We start from the raw sequence: 23,266 nt of genomic DNA, 5'->3' as shown, positions 1-23,266 counted from the left end.
TCGATTAACGGGTTTCGGTGACTTTGGCCAGATGGCGCGGCGCGTCGGGATTACGCCCGCGCGCAGCAGCCAGGGCGTCGGCCATCACATAGAAGGACAGGATTGCGGCGATCGGATCGAGCGCGAAATGCGCCGTCTCGACCAGCGGCAACGTGGCTTCGGGAATATCGGCGGGCGCGGCGAGCAACACGCGTGCGCCACGCGCGCGCATATCGCGGGCAAGCTGGATCAAACCGGCCTGTTCCGGACCGCGCGGTGCGAACACCAGCAGCGGATAGTCCGCGCCGATGAGCTCCATCGGGCCATGCCGCACTTCTGCACTAGAGAACGCTTCGGCCTGGATGCCCGATGTTTCCTTCAACTTCAGCGCCGCTTCCTGGGCAATCGCGAGACCGAGTCCACGGCCGATCACGATCATGCGGTCAACGTTTTTCAGTTCATCGACAGCGTGCGACCAGTCGAGCTTGCCCGCTGCGCGCAATGCGTCGGGCAGCGTTTTCAAGGCGCTTAGCAACTCGACGTCTTTCTGCACGTGCGCAATCACGATCGCCGACAGCGACAACATCGCGATATAGCTTTTAGTCGCCGCCACCGACAATTCCGGCCCGGCTAGCAGCGGCAGATTCCATTCACACGCTTCGGCGAGCGGCGAACCGGGCGCGTTGACGGCGGCCACGGTCAGCGCGCCGGCGGCACGCAACGCCTGCATTGTGCCGATCAGGTCAGGACTCTTGCCGGACTGCGAGAACGCGACAGCCAGTTGGCCTTTCACGCGCAAGGGCGCCTGCTGCAAGGTCGCAACCGACATGGGCAACGAAGCGACCGGCACGCCGATACGGCTCATGGTCAGGCCTGCGAAGTAACTGGCGGCGTGATCCGATGAACCGCGTGCAACGGTCAGCGCAACGTGGCGCGGCTCTTCGGCGAGCCGTGCGGCGAGTGCTTCGATATGGGAAGTATCGGCGAGCTGGGCAACCACCACGTCGGCGGAGGCCAGCGCCTCGTCAAGCATATTCGACAATTGATTCACCTTCTACATAAGTAGCCGTCAACGCAAGTTCGCGATCGAAAACAACGAGGTCCGCCCACGCGCCACGCGCGATCCGGCCTCTGTCCTCAAGGCCGAGATAATCGGCGGCGTAGCGTGACAGGCGATTGGAAACGTCCGCCATCGGCAAGCCGATGGAGACAAGATTGCGCAGCGCCTGATCCATGGTCAGCGTGCTGCCGGCGAGCGTGCCGTCGGCAAGACGCACGCCGCCCATGCACTTCGTGACGTGCTGGCTGCCCAGGCGATATTCGCCGTCGGGCATACCGGCCGCCGAGGTGCTGTCGGTCACCACGTACAGGCGCGGAATGGCGCGCAGCGCGGCGCGGATCGCACCGGGATGCACGTGTATAAGATCGGGAATCAGTTCGGCGTACTCGGCATGCGCGAGCGCGGCACCGACCACGCCCGGATCGCGGTGATGCAGCGGCGACATGGCGTTGAACAAGTGCGTGAAACCGCGTGCGCCGTGTTTGAGCGCATTGACTGCGTCGTCGTAAGTCGCGAGCGAATGGCCCACTTGCACACGTACGCCGCGCGCTGCCATTTCCTGGATCACTTCAATATGCCCGGAGATTTCCGGCGCAATCGTGACCACGCGGATGGGCGCGAGCGACAAGTACTTCAGCACTTCGTCCCGGACGGCGACTGCGGCCGCATCGGGCTGCGCGCCAAGCTTGCCGGGATTGATATAAGGACCTTCCAGATGCACGCCCAGCACACGGGCGCCGCCGGGCGCGCGGCGGATGGATTGTTCACCGAGACCCGCGACGACTGCCATGAGTTCGTCGCGTGGAGCGGTCATGGTGGTGGCGAGCATGCTGGTAGTGCCGTGCTTCGCGTGCTCGCGCGAAACGATGCTTGCTGCGTCACCGCCTTCCATGATGTCCGCACCGCCGCCGCCATGCACGTGGCAGTCGACGAAACCCGGCAGGATATACGGCGCGTCATTGGTCTTCGGGTCCACGCGCGCGCCTTCGAGCGCGGTCACCCGTCCGTTCGCAAACTCGACCGTGCCGTATATCCAGCCGTCGGTCGTCAGGATGTTTCCTTTCAGCATGAATCTCTCTCGTGAAACGTACCGCTTGACGTGCGTTAGACGCGTCTGGCGGTGCGCGCTGCGCGCGTGATGAAGCTCAAAGACCGTCGCACCCGCTGCGAGCAGGCCGGAATTCGCTGATGAAACGACTTCAGCGATTCCCCGCGATGGCGCTTTTCGCCCCTGGAGTTGTTTTGCGACGCCTGTTTCGACGTCTCGCCGATCCGATAGTGAACAGACTCTGGCGCGAGGCTTGATGCATGGAACGCAACGACAGGATGGCAGCCGGACACCTTGATTGACACTTTGCGACCAATTTTGACGATCGATTCACAGATCGAATGTGCATAAGAATGGTCGCAAAACCGGTGTCTTTGGCGAGCCCATTATATAACCAAAATAATACCAGTCAATTTCAGAAATCAATTACCGACTATTGAACAAAGTTGTTAATTATCAATAGGTTGAACGCATCTCAAATTTATTTCGCAGATGCTTTCGTATCAGTGATTACCCTTGAATGCAGCCCACTTTGACTCGGCTGGTCTACACACTATAGACGCCCTTGGTCAGCCGCAAGAGGTGCCGCTAACGCTCTTGTGCACGGTCATGCTTTTTATCGGCACAATGGACTCGATCGATTCGCTGGGAGAAACGGTGAACGGCATAAAAACGAGAGAGCGAGGCGGGTATGGACAGTTTCACGAACGACGGCCTGACGGACGCGGTGCGCCGCTTCCAATGGTTTTATGCGTGCCACGTCAGGGCACCCCATGAGTTGGTCGAGCACAGCGCGCTGTCGCTGACTGAAATGCGTGTGCTGTTTGCCGTCATGCATGCCGGCACGTGCGCGGCTGCGGATATCTCGCGCACGTTAGGACTCGATACCGGTTATCTGAGCCGGATGCTGACGCAATTCGAGGGCGCAGGCTTGATCGAGCGACATCCATTTTCCGGCGATGCCCGACGCAACCAGGTTTTATTGACCACGGCCGGAGAGATGGCGCTGGCTGCGGTAACCACGCACGTTCGCGACGACGTATCGGCGACGCTGGACGCAATGACGCCGGACGAACGCGCGCAATTGCTTGCATCGATGGGGTGCGTCCAGCGCCTGCTTGGGCCGAACGACGAAGCGCCGCGCGTTCGGCTACGCGGTCCGCGACCCGGTGATTTCGGCTGGATTGTCGAGCGTGAGGCGCAACTTGCCCCGGGTGGAATGCAAGCGCAACGTGAGCGGGAAACGCGTACAGCGACGGTCGTAGCGGATTATCTGACCGCACCCGATCCGCTGCGCAATGGGTGCTGGATCGCCGAGCAGGACGGCGTCAGCGTGGGTGCGAGCCTGCTGATCGGGGAGTCAGCCGGGAGTGCACGGCTTTCGGCGTTGTTCGCGGAACCCGGTGTAAGGCGGGGTGGCATCGCCCGTCGTTTGATCAACGCGTGCGTGACGTTTGCCACTGAGTCCGGGTATGACCACATCGTCTGCTCGACCGATCTGAATCCGGCCCCGGTTGCTCCTCTACTCGAGCAGCTTGGTTTCGAGGAACTAAGCGGCCAGCGCGAATGGATAAAGCGCTTGAGCGAGCCCCGCGCCTTTTAAAGCCTGCGCACAATGGCTACTGCGTGGGCTTAATATTGAGGCCCGTTCTTCATCGGTTGAAATCGCCCATGTACGTCATCCATCTACGCTACACCGGCGCGCTCGCTGAAATCGACGACGCGCTCGACGCCCATCGCCTCTATCTCGCACGGCAGTTCGACGCAGGCGCGTTTATTATGGCGGGGCCTAAAGTACCGCGCGACGGCGGCGTGATTCTGGCAGCGGCCATGGAACGTGACCGGCTTGACGCGATCATTGCGGAAGACCCGTTCTCGCAGCAGCGGCTCGTGCACTACGACATTATCGAGTTCAACGCCACGCGACTCGCACCGGGACTGAATTTGCCGCAATCGCCGTGAGCGGTCAGCCATGAAAAAGGCCGTTTCAACGTGAGTTGAAACGGCCTTCGTGTTACTGATCACCAAGCGCCCGCTTAATCGAGCAACAGCTTCAGATCGTGTACCCACGTATCCACGCCCTGCCCGTCGCGTGCGAACAACCTGAGCTTACCTTGGGGGTCGAAGACATAGCTCGCGGCCGTGTGATCCATGGTGTATTCGCCGGCCGTCTTGCCGGGAACCTGCGCGTAATACACGCGAAAATCTTTCGTGATCTTGACGAGTTCGGCCGTATCAGCGGGGCGCAAACCGATGAACGTCGGGCTGAACGCCGATACATATTCACCTAGCAACGGCGCTGTGTCGCGCGCGGGATCGACGGTGACCATCAGCACCTGAACGCGCTTGCCGTCATCGCCGAGTTTTTGGAGGGCCTGCGAAAGTTCAGCGAGCGTGGTCGGGCAAACGTCCGGGCAATGTGTATAGCCGAAGAACAGCACGACGGCCTTGCCTTTGAAGTCACCGAGCGTGCGCGGTTTGCCGCTGGTATCGGGCAACGAAAAATCGCTGCCAAACTGCGTATTGCCCGTGATGTCGAGATTCGTGAACGCGGGTTTGCTATCGCATCCTGCGAGCAGCGCGGCCGCTAAAACGAGTCCCAAACCGACAGCGATTCTCCGAACTGAAAACTTCATAAACCGATCACCGTCCGCACGTAATGATCCACGAGCAGCGCGCCGAACAGCAGCGACAAATACACGATGGAGAACCGAAAGGTCTTGCGCGCCAGGTCATCTGAATATTCACGATAAATCTTCCACGCATAACCAAGGAAAACGCCGCCGAGCACAACGGCCGACGCGAGATAAAGCACACCACTCATGCCGGAGATAAACGGCATCATGGTCACGGCAAACAGAATCACCGTGTACAACAGGATGTGCAGGCGCGTGTATTTTTCGCCGTGCGTGTTCGGGAGCATCGGCAAGCCGGCGTTCTCGTAATCTTTCCGCCTGTACAACGCCAGCGCCCAAAAGTGCGGCGGTGTCCATACGAAGATGATCAGGACAAGAATCCACGCGTCGCCGGGTACATGGCCCGTGACGGCTGCCCAGCCAAGCGCCGGCGGCATGGCGCCCGACGCGCCGCCGATCACAATGTTTTGGGGCGTCGCGGGTTTCAGCAAGCACGTATAAATCACCGCATAGCCGACGAACGTCGCGATTGTCAGCCACATGGTCAGCGCATTCGTGAACGTGTAGAGCGTCCACATGCCTGCACCGCCGAGCACCGCTGAAAACAGCAGGATCTGCGCGGGCGTGATCTCGCCGCGTGCGGACGGACGCCACGCGGTGCGGCGCATCATTGCATCGATCTTTTGTTCCATCAGGCAGTTGATGGCGAACGCGGCCCCGGCGAGCAGCCAGATGCCAACCGTTCCGCCGATCAGCACCGTCCACGGCACCATGCCCGGCGTGGCCAGGAACATGCCGATGACCGCGCAGAAAACCGCGAGTTGCGTCACGCGCGGTTTGGTCAACGCGATGTATTGCGAGAGGCGGTTACCGGAAGGGGAAATCAGTGTCGTGCTGTCCATAGAAACTCACGGAGCTTGGCGCGGGAGTGATGCGGGAACGGCGTCGCGCGGGGCGGTGGCAGACGACCCCACAACGTGGCCGGGACGGCTGGAAGAGATTCGAAAGTTTACCATAACGAGCAACAGCAAAAGGATGGCGGCCCCGCCGTTGTGGGCCACGGCGATGGGCAGCGGCCACTGCAGCAGGATGTTCGACAATCCCGTCAGGAACTGCACGACGATCACGATCATGATGCCGTTGGCGGGTTTTCTCAACGACTCAAATCGCCGCAGTTTCGCTGCAAGCCATAACGTGTATAGCACGACGACAATCGCAAAGGTCCTGTGGGTCCAGTGGATCGCGACGAGCGCGTCTTGCGAGATGACATCGCCGTCGCCGGTCATGCCGAGTGCACGCCACAGGTGGAAGCCGTGTTCGAAGTTCATCGGCGGAATCCAGGCGCCGTTGCACAGCGGGAAGTCCGTGCAGGCGAGCACCGCGTAATTGGTGCTGACCCAGCCGCCCAGCGCGATCTGAACCACCAGCAGCAACAATCCGACGAGCGCCGCGGGCAGCCAGCGGGCGGCGGCGGGATCGATAGCCGGAATTGGCGTCTGGCGCGCGGCCAGCCAGCCGAGCGAGCCGAGCAACGCCAGCCCGAGCAACAGATGCGTGGTCACAATCACCGGCTGCAGCTTCATGGTGACCGTCCAGGCGCCAAACGCGCCCTGCACCACGATCAGCATCAGGATCCCGGTCGGCCACCAGGGCGACACGTGCAGCGGCCGACGCTTGAACCGCGCCGTCCAGGCAATCAGAACCTGCGCGATGATCAACACGCCGATCGCCATGGCGAAATAACGGTGGATCATTTCGATCCACGCTTTGCCGATACTCACAGGCCCCGTCGGCATCGCCTGGTTGGCGGCGGCAATGGCTGCGTGCGCAATGAACGGCGATGACGTGCCGTAGCAACCCGGCCAATCGGGACAACCGAGACCCGAATCGGTCAAACGCGTAAAACCACCGAACATCACGAGGTCGAGCGTCAGGAACGTGGTTAGCCAGACGAGCTTGCGGAATTTGTTGTCGTCGGCTTTCACCCACACATATGAAAGCGGCAACAACGCAATGCAGATGCCGATCAACCCGAGCTGTAAAACGTAAGTCATGCGCGTACTGTCCTCAACTCGTCTTCAACCGATCCGCGACCATTTCAGCAGCTTCGCCAGATCCGCCTTGATCTTCTCCGGCGCCGGATTCTTCGGGAACCGCATCATGAGATTGCCATTGGGATCGACCAGAAAGATGTGATCGGTGAGTTGCGAATCCGCGCCCGGCGGCAGCCACGCCGCCACCACCTTGGGGTCGGCGACCAGCATGCGGGTGTCCGGCTGCGGATAAGCCGCGCGGATCACGCTCGACACCGGTTTGTCATCGGTACGAAGCCAGACGTTGACCACGCGATCGCGTTCCGCACCTTGCAACACACGCACCTGCCGCATGAAGAACAGGCGTGTGACGCATTGCTCGTTGCAGTCGCTGCCGTTGACCGTGATCATCAGCCATTTGCCGCTTAGGGCGGTGAGCGGCATGGGTTTGCCTTGCTCGTCTTTGACGACAAGTTGGTCCGGAATCGGGCGTTGCGGCTCGACCAACGCACCATAGCTCGTGGTTCCACCGGTCGGCTTGACCACGTAGTACATAAAGTAGGACGCGAGGACCGGCGCGGCGCACACCGCCGCGAGCAGGATCAGCATCCAGCGCCCCTTGTTCCATGAACCGGGCTTGCGTTCCTGCTGCTGGGCACGCGCCTTGTGAACGGCGGACGCGGACGGTCGGGGAGTTTGCATGGACAAAATGTTGCCTCTATTCGTTTGCGGCATCGCGTAGTTCATTTCGCGCGATGCGATCATTCAAGCTCAAGGTGCCTGCTTCGTGGCCGCTGGCCGGGCCCGGTGTTTGGCTAGCCCGTTCCTTCCGGTTGAGGCCGCCCGACGTGAACACACGGTCGCCCTTCACTGGCCCGACCCGTCGCGCTCAAGCGTATTGGATCAAACCTTCCCATCCAGCGTTTCCGGTGCGCTCCGCCCGTCGCCGTCCTTCTTCCCTTCGTTCTTCGCCGCGCGCCGCGCCGCGTATAGCCCGAACCCGAGCGCGGCGAGCGCCATGCCCCACCACTGCAGCATATAGCCGTAGTTGGTATCCACGCCCATGGTCGGCGCCGGCCAGTCGCGCACCAGCTTGTCACCGCTGTTGTTCAATTGCTGGATCACGAACGGTTGCAGCGGCAAACCCGTTTCGGCGGCGTACGCAGCGACATCGAGATTCTGCCGAATCTTTTGCTGCGCCGCGGAGCCGCCATGTCCAAGTTCGAAAGCCTGCGACGCATTCGCCCGGGCAACGCCTTCAATCTCGACAACGCCTGACGGTGTGTCATACGGCTCAATGCCTGTGCGATCCGCCAGATTCCGCGGCAGCCATCCGCGGTTCACCAGCACGACCCCGCCGCCATCGAGCTTGAGCGGCATCACGACGTAAAACCCTGGCTGGTCGTTATAGGGCCGGTTGTCGAGATAAACGACCTGATGAGGCATGAACGTGCCACGCGCCAGCACGCGATGAAAATTGATGTCCTTCAGCGCAATCGGCGTCGCGCCCACGCGTTGCACGGGCGCGTTTTCAAACGCAACAATCTGCGCGTTCAACGCCTCTTTCTGATGCGCGCGGTCGCGTTGCCAGAAGCCCAGCCGCACGGTAACCGCCATGACAATCAGGATGATCAGCGCTGGCCAGAAACGGATTTTCATACCGCGTTTCCACCGATGAAAACCTGAACGCCCACGCGGCATGTTACCTGCGGTGCGATAATCGAAGCATCGAACTTCTTAGGCCAACTGGCTGTTTTCATGCACATATTCGTTGCCATTGCATTCATTCTCATCATCGCGAGCCTGGGTTCGGCGCTGTACTTCATGATGACCGACAAGGGCAAGACCAAGCGAATGGTGTGGTCACTTGCCATGCGGGTCGGGCTGTCGATCTCGCTGTTCCTCTTCATCCTGTTCGCGCACTGGATGGGCTGGATTCAGTCCACCGGAATTCCGCTCGGACGCTGAGCCATGTCTTGAGTTACGCATGGGTTGGGCCTTCCGGCAGCGCGAAGGTTCGCCCGGGATCGCTGAATACTAGCGGGCCGCTGCGCTCAAGGCGCACCCAACGCGCACTCAGCGCTGCGACAAAACCGCGCAGGAAATTTGTTCCTCAACATTCCGCCAAGCCGGATTCAAAAGCAAAACGCCGCCCGAGTCATGTCGAGGCGGCGCTTTGCAAAGCATCTTTTTCAATCGACTTCCGGCCAATCTGCTTCTTTTTCAATCCACTTCGTTTCAATCCAATTCAGACCGTCCTGCCAGACCGGACGCTATCCGAATAGTTACAGCCAGTAGACGACCACGTACAGTCCAAGCCACACCACGTCCACGAAGTGCCAGTACCACGCGGCCCCTTCAAACGCGAAGTGATGCTCCGCCGTGAAGTGCCCGCGAATCACACGTACCAGAACGACGGTGAGCATCGTGCCACCGAGGAACACGTGGAAACCGTGAAAACCCGTCAGCAAGAAGAACGTGGAACCGTACACGCCAGAAGCCAGCGTCAGGTTCAGCTCGTTGTACGCGTGAAAATATTCGTAGCCTTGGCAAAACAAGAAACACAGACCGAGCAGCACGGTCGCGCCCAGCCAGATGATCGTTTTGTTCCGATGATTCTCGCGCAGCGCATGGTGAGCGACCGTCAGCGTGGCGCCTGAACTCAGCAGCAGCGCGGTGTTGATCGTCGGCAGCGGCCACGGCGTCATGGAGCGGAAATGCGAGACCAGCGCGGCAGGACCGTTGTTCGGCCATACGGCGGTGAAGTCCGGCCAGATCAGCTTGTAATCGAGGCTGCCCAATTCATGCAACGCGATCTGGCGCGCGTAGAACAGCGCACCGAAGAATGCGGCGAAGAACATCACTTCGGAGAAGATGAACCAGCTCATGCTCCACCGGTACGACAGATCTACGTTCTTGCCGTACATCCCGCCTTCGGATTCTCCGATGGAGTCGCCGAACCAGTGCCACAGTGTGTACAGCAGCCAAAGCAGGCCGACGACAAACGTGATCGGCGCCCAAGATTCACCATTGACCCACGACGCCAGCGAAGCCATCGAGATCAGCAGGCCGGTGGCGGCCATGATCGGATGTCTCGACGGCTGCGGGACGAAATAGTATGGGCTTTCGTTTTGACCGCTCATTATTGATTCTCCACTTCGATCCAGTTGCTTGAATTTTTTGCTGCCACTGCCGCCGCTCGATCAATCTGCAGCAACGCCACTGACGTTATTTCACCACCGCCCGCACCACCACCAGCAACACGACTATAAACAGCGCCGCCCCGATCACCCCGGCCGCGATCAAATGCAGCGGGTTCAGCGAAGCATCGCTTTCCAGGTCACTGCGACGGCGCACGCCGAAGAACGACCAGAAAACCGCCTTCAGCAACCGGAGAAAACTGTTCTTCGGCGCCGGCTTTTGTGTTTCAACCATCTCACGTCTCCGCCGCTTGCCGCGGCTTATCTACTACCTCGCCGCGCGTGTCTGCCGGAAGCGCCGTGACTAAGTACCGCTTCGCGACACCGACTCAGGCGCGGTCAATTCAAAGAACGTGTACGACAACGTGATCGTTTTTACATCCTTGGGCAACTTCGGATCCACCACGAACACCACAGGCATGCGCCGGGTCTCGTTCGGTTTCAACGTCTGCTGCGTGAAGCAAAAGCACTCTATCTTCTTGAAGTACTCGGTGGCCTGCATGGGCGCGTAGCTCGGAATGGCTTGCGCCTGAACCGTGCGGGCTTGCTGGTTGGTCACCTCGTACATCACCGTCATCACTTCACCCGGATGAACGTCCAGCGTGTTCTGTTCCGGCTTGAACTGCAACGGGCCGCGCGCGTTTGCATCGAATTCGATGGAAATCTTGCGGCTCGTGTCGACCTGCGTATTCTTCGCTTCCCGTGCGCCCACGTCGCGCTGCACGAGGTTGTTGATGCCGGTAATCGAGCAAATTGCGCGATACATGGGCACGAGCGCAAAACCAAAACCGAACATGGCTGCCGCCACCACAATCAGCTTGACCATCATCGAGCGGTTGAACGCGCGATCTTCCTTGATCTCATCGGGCGTCGACACCTTTCCTAGCCTCTCGATCGCACGTACTGATCGACGACAACCGCCAGGAAAAACACCGCCGCTACCGCCAGCAGGATCAGGCCAAGCCGCTTGTTGCCAGCGCGAACTTGCGCCGGCGTGCGTTGCTTCTGTGAATTCCGGTTCATCCGTTCAGGCTTTATTCCGCTAGTCATTCGCTTCGCTGTCATTGTGCTGCGCGGCGCGCGTCCCGTATTGCCACGTTTGATTCAGTATCAACGCAACGGGACACGCTGCCAGTATTTCATTCGACGTGCGGCGGCTGCTCGAACGTGTGGAACGGAGCCGGGCTCGGCACGGTCCATTCCAGACCTTCGGCGCCGTCCCACGGCTTGTCGCCGGCTTTCTCCAGATCACCACCGCCGCGATACGTCGGCAACGCCACTGCGAACAGGAAGTACACCTGCGCCAGACCGAAACCAAACGCGCCAATTGTCGCAATCTGGTTGAAGTCCGTGAACTGCGCCGGGTAATCCGCATAACGACGCGGCATGCCGGCGAGGCCCAGGAAGTGCATCGGGAAGAAGGTGATGTTGAAGAAAATCATCGACGCCCAGAAGTGGATCTTGCCGCGCGTCTCGTTGTACATCCAGCCGGTCCACTTCGGTGCCCAGTAATACCACCCGGAGAAGAGCGCGAACAGCGACCCCGCGACCAGCACGTAGTGGAAGTGCGCCACCACGTAATAAGTCCCGTGCATCTGGATATCAAGCGGCGCCATGGACAGGATCAGCCCCGTGAAACCGCCCATGGTGAACACGAACAGGAAGCCGATGGCGAACAGCATGGGTGATTCGAAGCTCAACGAACCGCGCCACATGGTGGCGACCCAGTTGAACACCTTAACGCCCGTCGGTACCGCGATCAGCATGGTCGCGTACATGAAGAAGAGCTGCCCCGTCACCGGCATGCCGGTGGCGAACATGTGGTGCGCCCAGACCATGAACGAGAGAATCGCGATGGACGACGTGGCGTACACCATCGAGCTATAGCCGAACAAAGGCTTGCGCGAGAACGCCGGGATCACCTGCGACACAATCCCGAACGCCGGCAAGATCATGATGTACACCTCAGGATGCCCGAAGAACCAGAAGATATGCTGGTACATCACCGGATCGCCGCCACCTGCTGCATTGAAGAACGACGTGCCGAAGTGGCGATCGAACAGCACCATGGTGATCGCGCCTGCCAGCACCGGCATCACGGCAATCAACAGGTAGGCGGTGATCAGCCAGGTCCAGCAGAACATCGGCATCTTCATCAGCGTCATGCCGGGCGCGCGCATGTTCAGAATGGTCACGACGATATTGATACCGCCCATGATCGACGACGCACCCATCAAGTGGATCGCGAAAATGGCGAAGTCCATGCCCGGGCCCATCTGCGTGGAGAGCGGCGCGTACAGCGTCCAGCCGGCAGCGGTCGCGCCGCCGGGAACGAAGAACGACGTGATCAGCAGGATGGCGGCCACCGGCAACAGCCAGAAGCTGAAGTTGTTCATCCGCGCGAAGGCCATGTCCGATGCACCAATCTGCAGCGGAATCTGCCAGTTCGCGAAACCGACGAACGCCGGCATGATCGCGCCGAACACCATGATCAGGCCGTGCATGGTGGTCAACTGGTTGAAGAACTCGGGACGCATGATCTGCAGGCCAGGCTCGAAGAGCTCGGCGCGGATCATCAGCGCCATCACGCCCCCTGACAGGAACATGATGAACGAGAACAACAGGTACAAGGTCCCGATGTCCTTGTGGTTCGTCGCGAACAGCCAGCGACGCCAGCCGTACGGCAGTTCGTGCGCGTGCTCGTCGTGGTCATGACCGTGATCATGAGCGTGGCCATGGTCGTGGCCCGCGGTTACATCGTGTCCGATGCTAGACATGACAATCTCCTAAAACGAATACTGCGGCACTTGGGGCATACGCTACGCCAGCTTCCTTTCAGAAGGAAGCTGACCGAATGGGTACGACCGTCAGGCAGCCGGGCTGATCTCTACACGCCGTGCTTCTCTCGCGTCAGCACCGCCCGTGATCGTTTCCGGCTTCTTCAAAATAATGCGGTCTTCCGCCACGCCAGCGGCCTTCAGCGCGTCGCGAACGGCCTGCGCGCGTGTCTTCGCCAGTTCGGCGTTCTTCGCGGCGGAGCCGGTTGCGTCGGTGAAGCCTGACAGCGTCAGCTTCGCGTCCGGATGCGCTTTCGCGTAGTCGGCTGCAGCCTGAATCGCGCTGGCGGCGTCGGCAGGCAATCCATTCTTGCCCGTCTCGAAATACACGCTCGCCGGCAACGAAGCCGCCGGAGCCGCTGCGTCCGACGCCGCAGATGCCGCCGGAGCCGCACTTGCCGCGTCCGAAGCACCCGCTGCTGCACCCGCCGCACCGCTCGCCGCACCATCCGAAGCGGCCGCAGCGCCTGCGCCCGCCAGATGATCGCCGCCTGCGGGCATCTTGCCGTTGCGCGCGTCGGCAACTTGCATGGGTTGCAGGATGTCGCCGGTGTGGTTGCCCCACGTATTGCGTTCGTACGTGATCACCGAAGCGATCTCGACGTCATTGAGCGTTGCGCCCCAGTTCGGCATCGCGCCCTTGCCCTTCAGCACGATGCTCACGTGGTCCGCGATCGGGCCATTGGCGATCTTGCTGCCATCGAGCGCCGGGAACTGACCCGCACCCTTGCCGGTCGGCTGGTGGCAGACCGCGCAATTCGACGAATAGACCTGCGCGCCGCGCGCCTTCAGTTCGTCCATTGTGTAGGTCTTGTTCGGATCGTCCGCGCTGGCGGCCATTTTCTTCTTCTGGCCATCGACCCACGCCGCGTAGTCGTCAGCCGACAAAACTTCGACCACGACCGGCATGAACGCGTGTTCCTTGCCGCACAACTCGGTGCAGAAGCCACGATACGTGCCGACCTTCTCAGCCTTGAACCACGTGTCGCGCACGAAGCCTGGGATTGCATCCTGTTTCACGCCGAATGCAGGCACGTACCACGAGTGCACGACGTCGTTGGCTGTGGTGATAATGCGGATTTTCTTGTCGACCGGAACCACGAGCGGGTTATCGACTTCCTGCAGATAAAGCTCGCCAATCGGTGTCTGGCCGTTCGTCTGGCTACGCGGCGTGGACAGCGTGGACAGGAAGTTGATGCCTTCGCCCGGTCCCTTCACATAGTCGTAGCCCCACTTCCACTGATAACCGGTCACTTTCACGGTCAGGTCAGCGTTGGTGGTGTCTTTCATCGCGACCACGGTTTTTGTCGCCGGCAGCGCCATCAACACGACGATCACAAACGGGACGATCGTCCAGATGATTTCGACCGTAGTGCTTTCGTGGAAGTTGGATGCCTTGTGTCCCTTCGACTTGCGGTGCATCAGGACCGAATAGAACATCACGCCGAACACGCCGAGGAAAATCACCGTGCAGATGATCAGCATGAACGTATGGAGGCTGTAGAGCTCCTCGGCGATCTTCGTCACCGGAGTCTGGAAGTTGAGTTCATTCACTCCAGGACCGCCGGGAACGTCACTGACCGCCAGGGCTGCGCCGGCGAACAGGAGTCCGCTTAACGCCAGCACGCCCGAGAGGGCTCGCTTGATTGTTTTCATAGCTTCCTTACCCAAAATTTCCATTCAGACCCTCGACCCCCGTAGGCACCCGTCCGACTCATGCATCGCCTCCCCTGGAAACGATCTACTCGGCGGCGCGTGTCAGTGCGTGTGCCGCTTGCTACGTAATTCCATGCTTCTTGCCTTTTTGCCGAGCGCTGCAATCCGGACATTCTGAATGCGCCCAGCCGGCGCATTTTCAGACCGTCAGCCGCAGCGCCTGAGCCACATCCGCAACTCGACGGCGAACTGCTTGCGACGATGCTGAGCCAGATGTATCCCGACCGGCACCGACTCACCTCGCGACACCAGCTTCACCGGATCTCTCGGCGTTGCTCCCGGTTCGACTCTCACCCAGCGCGGATTGAACTCCATCTGCGTGAGCGTTTCTGCATCCATCCGCTGGATCAGCAGCCGGTCGTGAAACAGCAGGATCCGCTCGTAGTCGACAGCATGCCGCGCATAAATGACGAACGCGACACCGACCGCCAACAACTCGACACCCGTAAAAGGCAGCACCAGCCAAGCGCCTGCCCACACCAGCAAACTCGCGATCAGCAACGAAAACAGCGCAAGCGACACGTAGAACGCCACGAATTGCCGCGGCGAGACAGAACAGTTCCGTTTGATCAACCAGTCCTTCACGACCGGTTCGGTGTCAATCGGCAGATCCGTTGCTTGCATCGCCGTCTCCCGCGTCAGATTTCTCTCACCCGTGCCGCGTGTTGCTCACCTTTGCTCGCCGTTACTCGCTTCTTGCTTGCTTCCTGCACACCTATTGCCCACCGCCAATCGCTCGGAATGCACTCAAAATCATGCCAGCCCGGCGACAAACTGACGCATTATAGGCGCGTTGCCCGGCATCCACAAGCAAGGTGGTGCACGCCGCAAAGCCAAGCCGCACAAGCCTCTGCGCCCTTTTGCCGCATCCTTTTGGATGCTTGTCAACGCGCGCAATCGAGGGGTGGGAAAGGCCTTTCTGACTGGTTTACTTGCTCCGTTTTGAGCCTCGTCCTATGTCTTCGAGCCTCACAATACCGTGCCCTTCCGCCGTCATTCGCGGCACCGCCTTCCATGCGTGCCCATAGATCACTTCAAAGGTCAGCGGGATTGTGCCGTCTTCGCGGCGGCGTGCTTCAAGCGCCGCGTGAAGGGCGCCACGCAACGCGCGAGCATGCGTTTGCGGCGCGGCGTCACGCGGATAAGCACCCCAGCGGCGCACGTCCTTCAGCAGCGATTCCGGCGACTTGTACGTGATCGTCAGCACCTCCTGATCCATCACCGGAATCTCGAATCCGCTCTCGACCAGCATGTCGCCGAGATCGTGCATATCGACGAATTCGATGGTGTGGCGCTGCGGCGCCAGGCCCAGTGATTTTTCCGCTTGCGCGTACGCGCCGCTGAGCTCTTTCAATGTGTCGGGACCGAGCGTGCTGAACATCAGAAGGCCGTTCACCTTGAGCACACGCGCCCACTCGGGAAATACGAGGTCGGGCCGCGCGTTCCAGTGCAGCGCGAGATTCGACCAGAGCATCTCGAACGCGCTTGAAACAAATGGGAGGTGAGCGAAGTCGCCCTGCGCCAGTTGCGGGCCGCGCGCCCCGAATGCCTTGCCCAGCGTGGCGGGAAGAAATCGCCGCCACCCAGCGTTGGCTTCGGATTCGGCCGTCTCGGCCTGGTTTGCCCGGGCCAGCATAGCCGCCGACAAGTCCATGCCGAGCACCGATGCATCGGCGAAACGCTCACGCAGGCCCGGCAGGTCGGCGCCCATGCCGCAGCCCGCGTCGAGCACGCGCACAGGCGTTACCTTGATGTAGTCGAGCCGCTCGCGCATGCGCTGCGCGATCTCGCGCGGCAGGAACGCGACGTCATCGAACGTCGCGGCGCGACGGTCGAAGATTCGCTGCAGATGGCGCGAATCGTAGGCCGGACGGCCAGCGTTGGCAGGAGTTGGGGACATGACAACCTACTTTCTAAGAGTGCGAAGTATACTCGGTCGATTCCTGAAACGTTCAGCCAAACCAGACGGTGCAACGGTTCCCGCCGGTTCTGGCCGCGTCTCCTGCGCGGTCGCCCGCTCACTCGGGGCGGATTTTTGCGCTGCCGGGCATTCTTTGGATCGAACGTATGAAGCTGCGTTTTTGTGATGCATCACGCGGTCCAGGCTTGCTACGCGCGGCTTCTGCCACGGCGCTGCAGCGGCTTGGCCAGATGCGCGACATCGCGTTGCCGAGTCAGTGCGCATTGTGTGGCAATTTGTCGCAGAAAGTGTTGTGTGCCGGCTGCGATGAACAGTATTGGAACCAGACACGCACACGATGCCCGGTTTGTGCATTGCCCGTGCCGGTTCTTGCCGCGGCCTCGGCTGCATCCGCTGGCGTTAAAAGTGGCGCGCATTTACCTTGCAGGCGGTGTGTTGCGGAGCCCCCGCATTTCGACGCGACCATCGCGCTGGCCGATTATCACGCGCCGCTCGATACACTCGCGCTCGATCTCAAGTTCCACGCGCGGCTGGCAACGGCCGACGAGTTTGCGCGCCAGTTGCAAGCCGCCTTCGAGGGCACCAACGCGGCAGCGCCGGATGTCGTCGCACCTGTGCCGCTGTCGCCACGGCGCCTGAGGACGCGCGGTTACAACGAGGCGTGGTCGATCGGGAAGCCGCTTGCGCGCCGGCTAGGCTCGTTGGCGGACGCAACGCTGATCGAGCGCACCAGAGATACAGCGCCGCAAGCAAAGCTCGATCTCGATACGCGGCGCAAAAACGTCGGCAACGCGTTCACGGTGCTGCGCGACATACGCGGCCAGCACGTGGCAATCGTCGACGACGTCATGACCTCCGGCGCCACGCTCGACGCGCTGGCCTTTACGTTGAAAGCCGCCGGCGCGCGACGTGTCACCAACTTCGTCGCGCTGCGCACGCCACAAGATTAATTTTTCACGAGTTATCGCTTATGTTCAATGTAGTACTGGTCGAACCTGAAATTCCGCCGAACACCGGCAACGTGATCCGGCTATGCGCAAATACGGGCGCCCGCCTGCATTTGATCGAACCGCTCGGTTTCCCCCTCGACGACGCCAAGATGCGCCGCGCCGGCCTCGATTACCACGAGTACGCGCAGATGCATGTGCACGCGAACTGGGAGGCGTTCCTCGAAAAGGAAACGCCCGACGCAAGCCGCATGTTTGCCTTCACCACGCGCGGCTCCACGCCATTTTTCGGGCATACATTCAAGGCGGGTGACTGGTTCGTCTTCGGCGCGGAAACCCGGGGCTTGTCGGACGCGGTGCTCACGCAGTTCACGAACGACCGGCGCGTGCGTTTGCCCATGCGGCCGGGGAACAGGAGTTTGAATTTATCGAATACGGTGGCGGTCGTGACGTTCGAAGCATGGCGTCAGACAGGTTTCGAAGGCGGCGAATAACCTTCGCACAGTCTCCGCGCCGCTTTCCAGCGCCAGAGAAGCGTCACTCCGCTTTTGCGTCGCGGCTCAACAACGCGTGAACGGCGTCACGCGGGGCGACATTGTCGAATAGCACGCGACACACGGCGTGCGTGATCGGCATGTCGATGCCATGAGACTCCGCCAACGCCAGCACGGCACGCGCGCATCGCACGCCCTCGGCCACATGACCGAGCGCCGCGAGGATGTCGGTGAGCGAACGGCCTGTCGCCAACTGCATGCCGACCGTGCGATTGCGCGACAAATCCCCCGTCGCCGTGAGAATCAGGTCGCCAAGCCCGGTCAGGCCCGTAAAGGTTTCCGCGCGCCCGCCCAAGGCGACACCAAGGCGCGACATCTCGGCCAGTCCGCGCGTAATCAGCGCGGCCCGGGCGTTCAGGCCCAAGCCGAGCCCATCGGCAATGCCGGTTGCAATGGCCAGCACGTTCTTCACCGCGCCACCCACTTCCACGCCAACCACGTCGTCGCCGGTATAAATGCGCATGGCACCGTGATGAAACGCGGCAACGGTGCGCTCGCCGAGCGTTGTCGATGTGCTCGCGACCGTCAGCGCCACCGGCAAACCCTGCGCGACTTCGCGGGCGAAGCTCGGTCCGGAAAGCGTGCCGTTGCTCGCATGCTGCGGTAGTTCGGCCAACACCACTTCGTTCGGCAGGCATTGCGTCTCGGCTTCGAAGCCTTTGCACAACCAGACGATATGCGCCGGAACAATACCCAGTTCACGCATGTTACGGCATAACGCGCGCAAGCCCGCGACCGGCGCTGCGACCACGCATAGAGCGTCTTCGGTCGCGCCGTGGGCCAGCGCCGAAGCAAGATCAGGATCGTACTGAAGCACTGCGGGCAGCGTTATGCCGCGCAGATAGCGCTCGTTTTCATGCGTTTGGGACAGCGACTCGATGAGCGCGCGATCGCGCGCCCAGAGCACCGTAGAGTGGCGAGTGGCCAGATGGCCAGCCAGTGCGGTGCCCCACGCACCGGCGCCGAGAACGGCTACTTGCATGCCCGGCTCCGGAATATGCGGGATTTAGTTCAGCGTCGCGCCGTTGGCCACGCCTTCCTGAGCTGCCGACAACTGCGAAATACGTTGTTCGTACAGCGCCTGGAAGTTGATCTCGGCGAGGTGGATCGGGGGGAAACCGGCGCGAGTGATGGCGTCGGCAATGTTCGAACGCAGGTACGGGAACAGGATGGTTGGGCATGCAATGCCGACCAGCGGATCAATTTGATCGGCGGGAATGTTGCGGATATCGAAAATACCGGCTTGCTTGGCTTCAATCAGGAACGCGACCTTGTCAGTCACCTTCGCCGTCACGGTGCCCGTTACCAGTACTTCGAACACGCTTTCCGCCAGACGCTCGGCCTTCACGTCCACTTCCACTTCCACCGACGGCATTTCCTGCTCGAGGAAGATGCCCGGCGAATTGGGCTGCTCGAGCGACATGTCCTTCAAGTAGATGCGCTGGATGTTGAAGAACGGCTGGTTGTTGTCGTCAGACATGGTTGATTCCCTTGATTATTTAATGTGCTGCCCGCGGCTTTTCCGGTTTTTCCGGCTGAAAACCGCGTGCGGCTTAATTGCGCAGCGAACCCGTTCAGGCCGACGCATCTGGCCTGAGCGGTCCGCTACTTAGTCAGGCTAGTCAGGCGGCCTCAAGCAGCGGCACCAGGCCGCCTTTGCGATCGAGCGCGGACAGATCGTCGTAACCGCCAACATGCGTCTCGCCGATAAACACTTGCGGCACCGTACGGCGCCCCGTACGCGTCATCATTTCTTCACGCCGGGCCGGATCACGGTCGATCAGCACCTTCTCGACGTTTTCCACGCCGCGCGACTTTAGTAGACGTTCGGCCATCTGGCAATACGGGCACACCTGCGTGCTGTACATGATCACTTTATTCACTTTACCGCTCCTTGTTTCACGACCGGCATGCCGGCTTTTTGCCAGGCATCCAGCCCGCCTTGCAACACGTGGACTTCGGCATAGCCGGCATCGCTCACGATCTGGCTCGCCTTCTGGGACTGTTGACCGGTCTGACACACGAGCAAGACCGGATTGCTCTTATTCTTCGCGATCTGGCCAATTTTTGCTTGAAGCTCCGAAATTTCGAAGTTTCGCGCCGCCGGCAAATGCCCTTTTGAATACTCGGCGGCCGGCCGCACGTCGATCACAGAGGCGTTGCGCCGATTGATCAGCTGAATGGCTTCGGGAGCGGAAACACTTCCGCGGCCGCGCCGGACAATCGTCGGCCAAAGCAGCAACCCACCAGAAATGAGGGCGACGGCGATAAGTACAAGGTTGGTGTAATCGGTGAAAAACTTCACGTCGGGACCGCCGGATTGGGAGTGTGAAAAAATGAAAAGGTCGAAAAAGATCGGGACAATCCAGCCATTATAAAATAACCGTCCTCCGTGATGGCCTCGGCCGATCGGCTGAGTTGCGCCAGAACGCGTTGCCGCACAGAATCGATGCCAGTTTCCAGCTTTTTTGCCGCTTCCTAACTAACCGACCTCTCAACGGACATCATGTACAAGCTAGTGCTCATCCGCCACGGCGAATCCACGTGGAACAAGGAAAACCGATTCACAGGCTGGGTCGACGTCGACCTGACAGAACAAGGCAACCATGAGGCCCAGCAAGCCGGCCTGCTGCTGAAGGAAGCCGGCTTCAGCTTTGACCTGGCCTACACTTCGGTGCTCAAGCGCGCGATCCGCACGCTCTGGCATGTGCAGGACCAGATGGACGAAATGTACTTGCCGGTTGTCCATTCGTGGCGGCTCAACGAGCGGCATTATGGTGCGCTTTCCGGTCTGAACAAGGCCGAAACGGCCAAAAAATACGGCGATGAGCAGGTCCTGATCTGGCGCAGAAGCTACGACACGCCGCCGCCTGCACTCGATCCGTCCGACGAACGCACGGCGTTCAACGACCCTCGCTATGCAAAAGTGCCGCGCGAGCAGTTGCCGCTGACCGAATGCCTGAAGGACACGGTCGCCCGCGTCATGCCTATCTGGAACGAATCTATCGCACCGGCTATCAAGTCGGGCAAGCGCGTGCTGATTGCCGCCCACGGCAACTCCATGCGCGCGCTGATCAAGTATCTGGACGGTATCTCGGACGACGACATCGTGGGCCTGAACGTCCCGAACGGCGTGCCGCTCGTGTATGAACTCGACGAAAACCTGAAGCCGATCAAGCACTATTATCTCGGCGACCCGGAAGCAATCGCCAAGGCGCAAGCGGCGGTGGCGAAACAAGGGAAGGCGGGTTAAGGGCTTTTGTTTCGAGATAACCAACGGTTGCGGGTGATCTGATCCGGCACTCGTGACCGTTGGCTTGAAGCAGCGTCCGGTGTTTTCTCGGTTGTGCATGCCGATCTTGGTGCTCACCGGATGCATCGCATAAGACCTTCCATTCCTCGGCTCACCGGCGTTTTATCGTCCGAACGCGAGCCCGAACGCGCGAAAAAATAACCCGTCCGATCTCGCGCTTTGGGAATCGTTTTTAAACCGGGCCCGACATTTGCAAGCGAATAAGGGTTTGAAAACTGCCGCGCACAAAAAAGAACCCGCCCATTCATTTCCCGGCGAAGCCCTTTAAGCTGCGTTTAAGTCGTGGTGCGAGGCTTGCAGTTATACTGCCCAGTCAACCACGACGCAGCCTAATCCGCTTTCGACCGCAACAGACTCTATGCGAAAGAACCTGAAAAATATCGGCCTGATCGCCGCGGGCCTTGCTACCGGCGTATTTGCAACGCTGCAACTCTCCGCATCCGCCCAGCAAGCTGCCACCGCGCCTCTCCCGCTAGATCAATTGCGGTTGTTTGCCGAAGTATTCGGGCAAATCAAGCATGAATACGTCGAGCCGGTCGACGACAAAAAACTTCTCACCGCGGCTATCAAAGGCATGGTGTCGAGCCTCGATCCGCATTCGTCATATCTCGACAAAACCGATTACGAAGAGCTTCAGGAGCAGACCAAGGGTCGCTTCGCGGGCCTCGGTATCGAGATTTCGTCGGAAGATGGCTTGATCAAGGTGATTTCGCCTATTGAAGATACTCCGGCGTTTCACGCCGGCATTCGTCCGGGCGACCTGATCACGCGCATCAACGACAAGCCGGTACGCGGCATGACGCTGGATAACGCCGTCAAGCAAATGCGCGGCGATCCGGGCACGAAGGTCACCCTGACCATCTTCCGCAAGACCGACGACCGGACTTTCCCGGTCACGGTCACGCGCGCAATCATCCGCGTGCAGAGCGTGAAGATGAAGGTTCCGGCGCCGGGTTACGGCTACATCCGGATTACGAGCTTCCAGGAGCGCACCGTGCCGGATCTCGCTGCGAAGCTGCAAGATCTCGCGCGCCAGCAGCCCGACCTGAAGGGCCTCGTGCTTGACCTGCGTAACAACGGCGGCGGTTTGCTGCAGAGCGCGGTCGGCGTAGCCGGTGCGTTCCTGCCGGATAACGCCGTGGTGGTGTCGACGAATGGACAAATTGCGGACGCGAAGCAAACCTTCCGCGATACGTACGACAACTATCGCCTGCCCTCCTTCGACTCCGATCCGCTGAAGAACCTGCCGGAAATCTTCAAGAAGGTGCCCATGGTCGTGCTGACCAATGCGTACTCGGCGTCGGCGTCCGAGATCGTTGCGGGCGCGTTGCAGGATCATCATCGCGCGTTGATTGTCGGCAAGACCACGTTCGGCAAGGGCTCGGTGCAAACCGTCCGGCCAATGACCGCTGACACCGCGCTGCGTCTGACCACCGCGTATTACTACACGCCGAGCGGCAGGTCGATCCAGAACAAGGGCATCCGCCCGGACGTTCCGGTCGATCAATACGCTGAAGGTGATCCGGACGACGCGCTCGTCACGCGCGAAGTGGATTATTCGAACCACTTGGCCAATACGCAGGACCCGAACGAGAAGAAGGAACAGGAAGCGCGCGAAGCGGACCGGCTTGAGCAACTGCGAATTCTTGAAGAGCAGAACGACAAGAAGACGCCGGAGCAACGCCGCAAGGATCGCGAGCGCAAGCCGGTTGAGTTTGGTACGGCCGATGACTTCATGCTCTCGCAAGCGTTGAACAAGCTGGAAGGCAAGCCGGTGCAGGAATCGAAGTCTTATTCCGAACGGAAACTGGCGCAGGATAAGCCGGCTCCGTCGGCTTCGGCGCCTATCGCGGTCAAACCGGCATTGCCGGCGACACCAGGAGCGGACACAACGCCGGCCTCCGGCGTGCCGGGCGCCGACGCCGCACCGGCGCCCGCGTCTGCACCAACGCCCGCTTCGGCTATACAGTAAGTTTTGTCTTGGTCTCAGTCGGCGCGGGCTTGATGTCCGCGCCGACTGAC

At 60.5% G+C, this 23,266-nt stretch carries 26 protein-coding genes; 7 read left to right on the top strand and 19 right to left on the bottom strand.

From position 1 onward, the window contains the following. Positions 1-4: 4 nt before the first annotated feature. Both GSQ93_RS18785 and nagA read right to left on the bottom strand, forming a co-directional pair. Positions 5-1,012: an SIS domain-containing protein gene (locus tag GSQ93_RS18785; RefSeq protein ID WP_158937284.1), complete on the bottom strand. Its 1,008-nt coding sequence runs from the start codon at positions 1,010-1,012 to the stop codon at positions 5-7. Further along, positions 1,005-2,108, bottom strand: coding sequence for an N-acetylglucosamine-6-phosphate deacetylase (nagA, locus tag GSQ93_RS18780; RefSeq protein WP_158937159.1), 1,104 nt, complete (start codon positions 2,106-2,108; stop codon positions 1,005-1,007). The genes GSQ93_RS18785 and nagA overlap by 8 nt, the downstream gene beginning before the upstream one ends. Positions 2,109-2,778: 670 nt before the next feature. Between nagA and GSQ93_RS18775 the strand changes: the two genes are divergently transcribed. Continuing rightward, positions 2,779-3,690 carry a bifunctional helix-turn-helix transcriptional regulator/GNAT family N-acetyltransferase gene (locus GSQ93_RS18775; protein ID WP_158937158.1) on the top strand — a complete coding sequence of 304 codons (912 nt, stop codon included), beginning with the start codon at positions 2,779-2,781 and terminating at the stop codon, positions 3,688-3,690. Positions 3,691-3,758: 68 nt separating this feature from the next. After that, positions 3,759-4,049 carry a YciI family protein gene (locus GSQ93_RS18770; protein WP_158937157.1) on the top strand — a complete coding sequence of 97 codons (291 nt, stop codon included), beginning with the start codon at positions 3,759-3,761 and terminating at the stop codon, positions 4,047-4,049. A gap of 74 nt (positions 4,050-4,123) precedes the next feature. Here GSQ93_RS18770 and GSQ93_RS18765 read toward each other — a convergent pair whose 3' ends face one another. The 5 genes from GSQ93_RS18765 to GSQ93_RS18745 all read right to left on the bottom strand — a co-directional run bounded on the left by GSQ93_RS18765 (position 4,124) and on the right by GSQ93_RS18745 (position 8,415). Further along, positions 4,124-4,723 (bottom strand): SCO family protein, encoded by a 600-nt coding sequence (locus GSQ93_RS18765; protein ID WP_158937156.1) that lies wholly within the window; start codon positions 4,721-4,723, stop codon positions 4,124-4,126. After that, positions 4,720-5,625: a heme o synthase gene (cyoE, locus tag GSQ93_RS18760; protein WP_158937155.1), complete on the bottom strand. Its 906-nt coding sequence runs from the start codon at positions 5,623-5,625 to the stop codon at positions 4,720-4,722. The genes GSQ93_RS18765 and cyoE overlap by 4 nt, the downstream gene beginning before the upstream one ends. Positions 5,626-5,631: 6 nt before the next feature. Further along, positions 5,632-6,777: a heme A synthase gene (locus tag GSQ93_RS18755; protein ID WP_158937154.1), complete on the bottom strand. Its 1,146-nt coding sequence runs from the start codon at positions 6,775-6,777 to the stop codon at positions 5,632-5,634. A 24-nt stretch (positions 6,778-6,801) separates the two neighbouring features. Further along, complete coding sequence (locus GSQ93_RS18750; RefSeq protein ID WP_158937153.1) at positions 6,802-7,458, bottom strand: cytochrome C oxidase subunit I; 657 nt, start codon at positions 7,456-7,458, stop codon at positions 6,802-6,804. Between the two features lie 201 nt (positions 7,459-7,659). Continuing rightward, entirely contained in the window at positions 7,660-8,415 is a 756-nt protein-coding gene (locus GSQ93_RS18745; RefSeq protein WP_158937152.1) for an SURF1 family protein, read from the bottom strand. A 99-nt stretch (positions 8,416-8,514) separates the two neighbouring features. Between GSQ93_RS18745 and GSQ93_RS18740 the strand changes: the two genes are divergently transcribed. Further along, the gene (locus tag GSQ93_RS18740; protein WP_047895574.1) at positions 8,515-8,724 is read left to right on the top strand and encodes a twin transmembrane helix small protein; all 210 of its coding nucleotides are present in this window, start codon (positions 8,515-8,517) and stop codon (positions 8,722-8,724) included. Positions 8,725-9,041: 317 nt separating this feature from the next. Here GSQ93_RS18740 and GSQ93_RS18735 read toward each other — a convergent pair whose 3' ends face one another. The 8 genes from GSQ93_RS18735 to GSQ93_RS18700 all read right to left on the bottom strand — a co-directional run bounded on the left by GSQ93_RS18735 (position 9,042) and on the right by GSQ93_RS18700 (position 16,409). Continuing rightward, on the bottom strand, positions 9,042-9,899 hold the full coding sequence (locus tag GSQ93_RS18735) for a cytochrome c oxidase subunit 3 (RefSeq protein WP_158937151.1): 858 nt from the start codon (positions 9,897-9,899) through the stop codon (positions 9,042-9,044). A gap of 85 nt (positions 9,900-9,984) precedes the next feature. Then, on the bottom strand, positions 9,985-10,191 hold the full coding sequence (locus tag GSQ93_RS18730) for a DUF2970 domain-containing protein (RefSeq protein ID WP_158937150.1): 207 nt from the start codon (positions 10,189-10,191) through the stop codon (positions 9,985-9,987). A 69-nt stretch (positions 10,192-10,260) separates the two neighbouring features. Continuing rightward, complete coding sequence (locus tag GSQ93_RS18725) at positions 10,261-10,833, bottom strand: cytochrome c oxidase assembly protein (RefSeq protein WP_158937149.1); 573 nt, start codon at positions 10,831-10,833, stop codon at positions 10,261-10,263. A 5-nt stretch (positions 10,834-10,838) separates the two neighbouring features. Next, a complete protein-coding gene (locus tag GSQ93_RS18720) occupies positions 10,839-10,979 on the bottom strand; it encodes a cytochrome oxidase small assembly protein (RefSeq protein ID WP_216857635.1) in 141 nt (46 codons plus the stop codon). 116 nt (positions 10,980-11,095) lie between these two features. Continuing rightward, positions 11,096-12,733: a cytochrome c oxidase subunit I gene (gene ctaD, locus GSQ93_RS18715; RefSeq protein ID WP_158937147.1), complete on the bottom strand. Its 1,638-nt coding sequence runs from the start codon at positions 12,731-12,733 to the stop codon at positions 11,096-11,098. 90 nt (positions 12,734-12,823) lie between these two features. Next, positions 12,824-14,473 (bottom strand): cytochrome c oxidase subunit II, encoded by a 1,650-nt coding sequence (gene coxB / locus GSQ93_RS18710; protein ID WP_158937146.1) that lies wholly within the window; start codon positions 14,471-14,473, stop codon positions 12,824-12,826. Between the two features lie 183 nt (positions 14,474-14,656). Further along, positions 14,657-15,133 carry a DUF2244 domain-containing protein gene (locus GSQ93_RS18705; RefSeq protein ID WP_158937145.1) on the bottom strand — a complete coding sequence of 159 codons (477 nt, stop codon included), beginning with the start codon at positions 15,131-15,133 and terminating at the stop codon, positions 14,657-14,659. Between the two features lie 304 nt (positions 15,134-15,437). After that, a complete protein-coding gene (locus tag GSQ93_RS18700) occupies positions 15,438-16,409 on the bottom strand; it encodes a methyltransferase domain-containing protein (protein WP_158937144.1) in 972 nt (323 codons plus the stop codon). A 251-nt stretch (positions 16,410-16,660) separates the two neighbouring features. Here GSQ93_RS18700 and GSQ93_RS18695 point away from each other — a divergent pair, with 251 nt between their 5' ends. Both GSQ93_RS18695 and trmL read left to right on the top strand, forming a co-directional pair. Continuing rightward, positions 16,661-17,380, top strand: coding sequence for a ComF family protein (locus GSQ93_RS18695; protein ID WP_254073938.1), 720 nt, complete (start codon positions 16,661-16,663; stop codon positions 17,378-17,380). Positions 17,381-17,400: 20 nt separating this feature from the next. Next, positions 17,401-17,871 (top strand): tRNA (uridine(34)/cytosine(34)/5-carboxymethylaminomethyluridine(34)-2'-O)-methyltransferase TrmL, encoded by a 471-nt coding sequence (gene trmL / locus GSQ93_RS18690; protein ID WP_158937142.1) that lies wholly within the window; start codon positions 17,401-17,403, stop codon positions 17,869-17,871. Positions 17,872-17,914: 43 nt separating this feature from the next. On the opposite strand, the gene GSQ93_RS18685 is transcribed toward trmL, so the two are convergent. From GSQ93_RS18685 to GSQ93_RS18670, 4 genes are all read right to left on the bottom strand, one after another. Next, the gene (locus tag GSQ93_RS18685; RefSeq protein ID WP_158937141.1) at positions 17,915-18,913 is read right to left on the bottom strand and encodes an NAD(P)H-dependent glycerol-3-phosphate dehydrogenase; all 999 of its coding nucleotides are present in this window, start codon (positions 18,911-18,913) and stop codon (positions 17,915-17,917) included. Between the two features lie 24 nt (positions 18,914-18,937). Beyond that, the gene (gene secB, locus GSQ93_RS18680) at positions 18,938-19,411 is read right to left on the bottom strand and encodes a protein-export chaperone SecB (protein WP_089165294.1); all 474 of its coding nucleotides are present in this window, start codon (positions 19,409-19,411) and stop codon (positions 18,938-18,940) included. A 142-nt stretch (positions 19,412-19,553) separates the two neighbouring features. Then, positions 19,554-19,814, bottom strand: a complete 261-nt coding sequence (gene grxC / locus GSQ93_RS18675) for a glutaredoxin 3 (protein ID WP_158937140.1) — start codon at positions 19,812-19,814, stop codon at positions 19,554-19,556. Next, complete coding sequence (locus GSQ93_RS18670) at positions 19,811-20,236, bottom strand: rhodanese-like domain-containing protein (protein ID WP_158937139.1); 426 nt, start codon at positions 20,234-20,236, stop codon at positions 19,811-19,813. Before GSQ93_RS18670 ends, grxC begins: the two co-directional genes overlap by 4 nt. Positions 20,237-20,437: 201 nt before the next feature. Here GSQ93_RS18670 and gpmA point away from each other — a divergent pair, with 201 nt between their 5' ends. After that, positions 20,438-21,184 carry a 2,3-diphosphoglycerate-dependent phosphoglycerate mutase gene (gene gpmA, locus GSQ93_RS18665; protein ID WP_158937138.1) on the top strand — a complete coding sequence of 249 codons (747 nt, stop codon included), beginning with the start codon at positions 20,438-20,440 and terminating at the stop codon, positions 21,182-21,184. A gap of 418 nt (positions 21,185-21,602) precedes the next feature. Next, entirely contained in the window at positions 21,603-23,216 is a 1,614-nt protein-coding gene (locus GSQ93_RS18660; protein WP_158937137.1) for a S41 family peptidase, read from the top strand. The last annotated feature ends 50 nt before the right edge of the window (positions 23,217-23,266 follow it).

Origin of the sequence: Burkholderia sp. S171, assembly GCF_009766085.1 — a bacterium.
Taxonomy (GTDB): Bacteria; Pseudomonadota; Gammaproteobacteria; order Burkholderiales; family Burkholderiaceae; genus Caballeronia.
The sequence above is the reverse complement of the archived record's forward strand: the minus strand, read 5'-3'. Positions and strand labels throughout refer to the sequence as shown.

Bases quoted from the DNA above. Each gene is read 5' to 3' on its own strand.
- GSQ93_RS18785 (WP_158937284.1), bottom strand. From the start codon at position 1,012: ATGCTTGACGAGGCGCTGGCCTCCGCCGACGTGGTGGTTGCCCAGCTC.
- nagA (WP_158937159.1), bottom strand. From the start codon at position 2,108: ATGCTGAAAGGAAACATCCTGACGACCGACGGCTGGATATACGGCACG.
- GSQ93_RS18775 (WP_158937158.1), top strand. From the start codon at position 2,779: ATGGACAGTTTCACGAACGACGGCCTGACGGACGCGGTGCGCCGCTTC.
- GSQ93_RS18770 (WP_158937157.1), top strand. From the start codon at position 3,759: ATGTACGTCATCCATCTACGCTACACCGGCGCGCTCGCTGAAATCGAC.
- GSQ93_RS18765 (WP_158937156.1), bottom strand. From the start codon at position 4,723: ATGAAGTTTTCAGTTCGGAGAATCGCTGTCGGTTTGGGACTCGTTTTA.
- cyoE (WP_158937155.1), bottom strand. From the start codon at position 5,625: ATGGACAGCACGACACTGATTTCCCCTTCCGGTAACCGCCTCTCGCAA.
- GSQ93_RS18755 (WP_158937154.1), bottom strand. From the start codon at position 6,777: ATGACTTACGTTTTACAGCTCGGGTTGATCGGCATCTGCATTGCGTTG.
- GSQ93_RS18750 (WP_158937153.1), bottom strand. From the start codon at position 7,458: ATGCAAACTCCCCGACCGTCCGCGTCCGCCGTTCACAAGGCGCGTGCC.
- GSQ93_RS18745 (WP_158937152.1), bottom strand. From the start codon at position 8,415: ATGAAAATCCGTTTCTGGCCAGCGCTGATCATCCTGATTGTCATGGCG.
- GSQ93_RS18740 (WP_047895574.1), top strand. From the start codon at position 8,515: ATGCACATATTCGTTGCCATTGCATTCATTCTCATCATCGCGAGCCTG.
- GSQ93_RS18735 (WP_158937151.1), bottom strand. From the start codon at position 9,899: ATGAGCGGTCAAAACGAAAGCCCATACTATTTCGTCCCGCAGCCGTCG.
- GSQ93_RS18730 (WP_158937150.1), bottom strand. From the start codon at position 10,191: ATGGTTGAAACACAAAAGCCGGCGCCGAAGAACAGTTTTCTCCGGTTG.
- GSQ93_RS18720 (WP_216857635.1), bottom strand. From the start codon at position 10,979: ATGAACCGGAATTCACAGAAGCAACGCACGCCGGCGCAAGTTCGCGCT.
- ctaD (WP_158937147.1), bottom strand. From the start codon at position 12,733: ATGTCTAGCATCGGACACGATGTAACCGCGGGCCACGACCATGGCCAC.
- coxB (WP_158937146.1), bottom strand. From the start codon at position 14,473: ATGGAAATTTTGGGTAAGGAAGCTATGAAAACAATCAAGCGAGCCCTC.
- GSQ93_RS18705 (WP_158937145.1), bottom strand. From the start codon at position 15,133: ATGCAAGCAACGGATCTGCCGATTGACACCGAACCGGTCGTGAAGGAC.
- GSQ93_RS18700 (WP_158937144.1), bottom strand. From the start codon at position 16,409: ATGTCCCCAACTCCTGCCAACGCTGGCCGTCCGGCCTACGATTCGCGC.
- GSQ93_RS18695 (WP_254073938.1), top strand. From the start codon at position 16,661: ATGCGCGACATCGCGTTGCCGAGTCAGTGCGCATTGTGTGGCAATTTG.
- trmL (WP_158937142.1), top strand. From the start codon at position 17,401: ATGTTCAATGTAGTACTGGTCGAACCTGAAATTCCGCCGAACACCGGC.
- GSQ93_RS18685 (WP_158937141.1), bottom strand. From the start codon at position 18,913: ATGCAAGTAGCCGTTCTCGGCGCCGGTGCGTGGGGCACCGCACTGGCT.
- secB (WP_089165294.1), bottom strand. From the start codon at position 19,411: ATGTCTGACGACAACAACCAGCCGTTCTTCAACATCCAGCGCATCTAC.
- gpmA (WP_158937138.1), top strand. From the start codon at position 20,438: ATGTACAAGCTAGTGCTCATCCGCCACGGCGAATCCACGTGGAACAAG.
- GSQ93_RS18660 (WP_158937137.1), top strand. From the start codon at position 21,603: ATGCGAAAGAACCTGAAAAATATCGGCCTGATCGCCGCGGGCCTTGCT.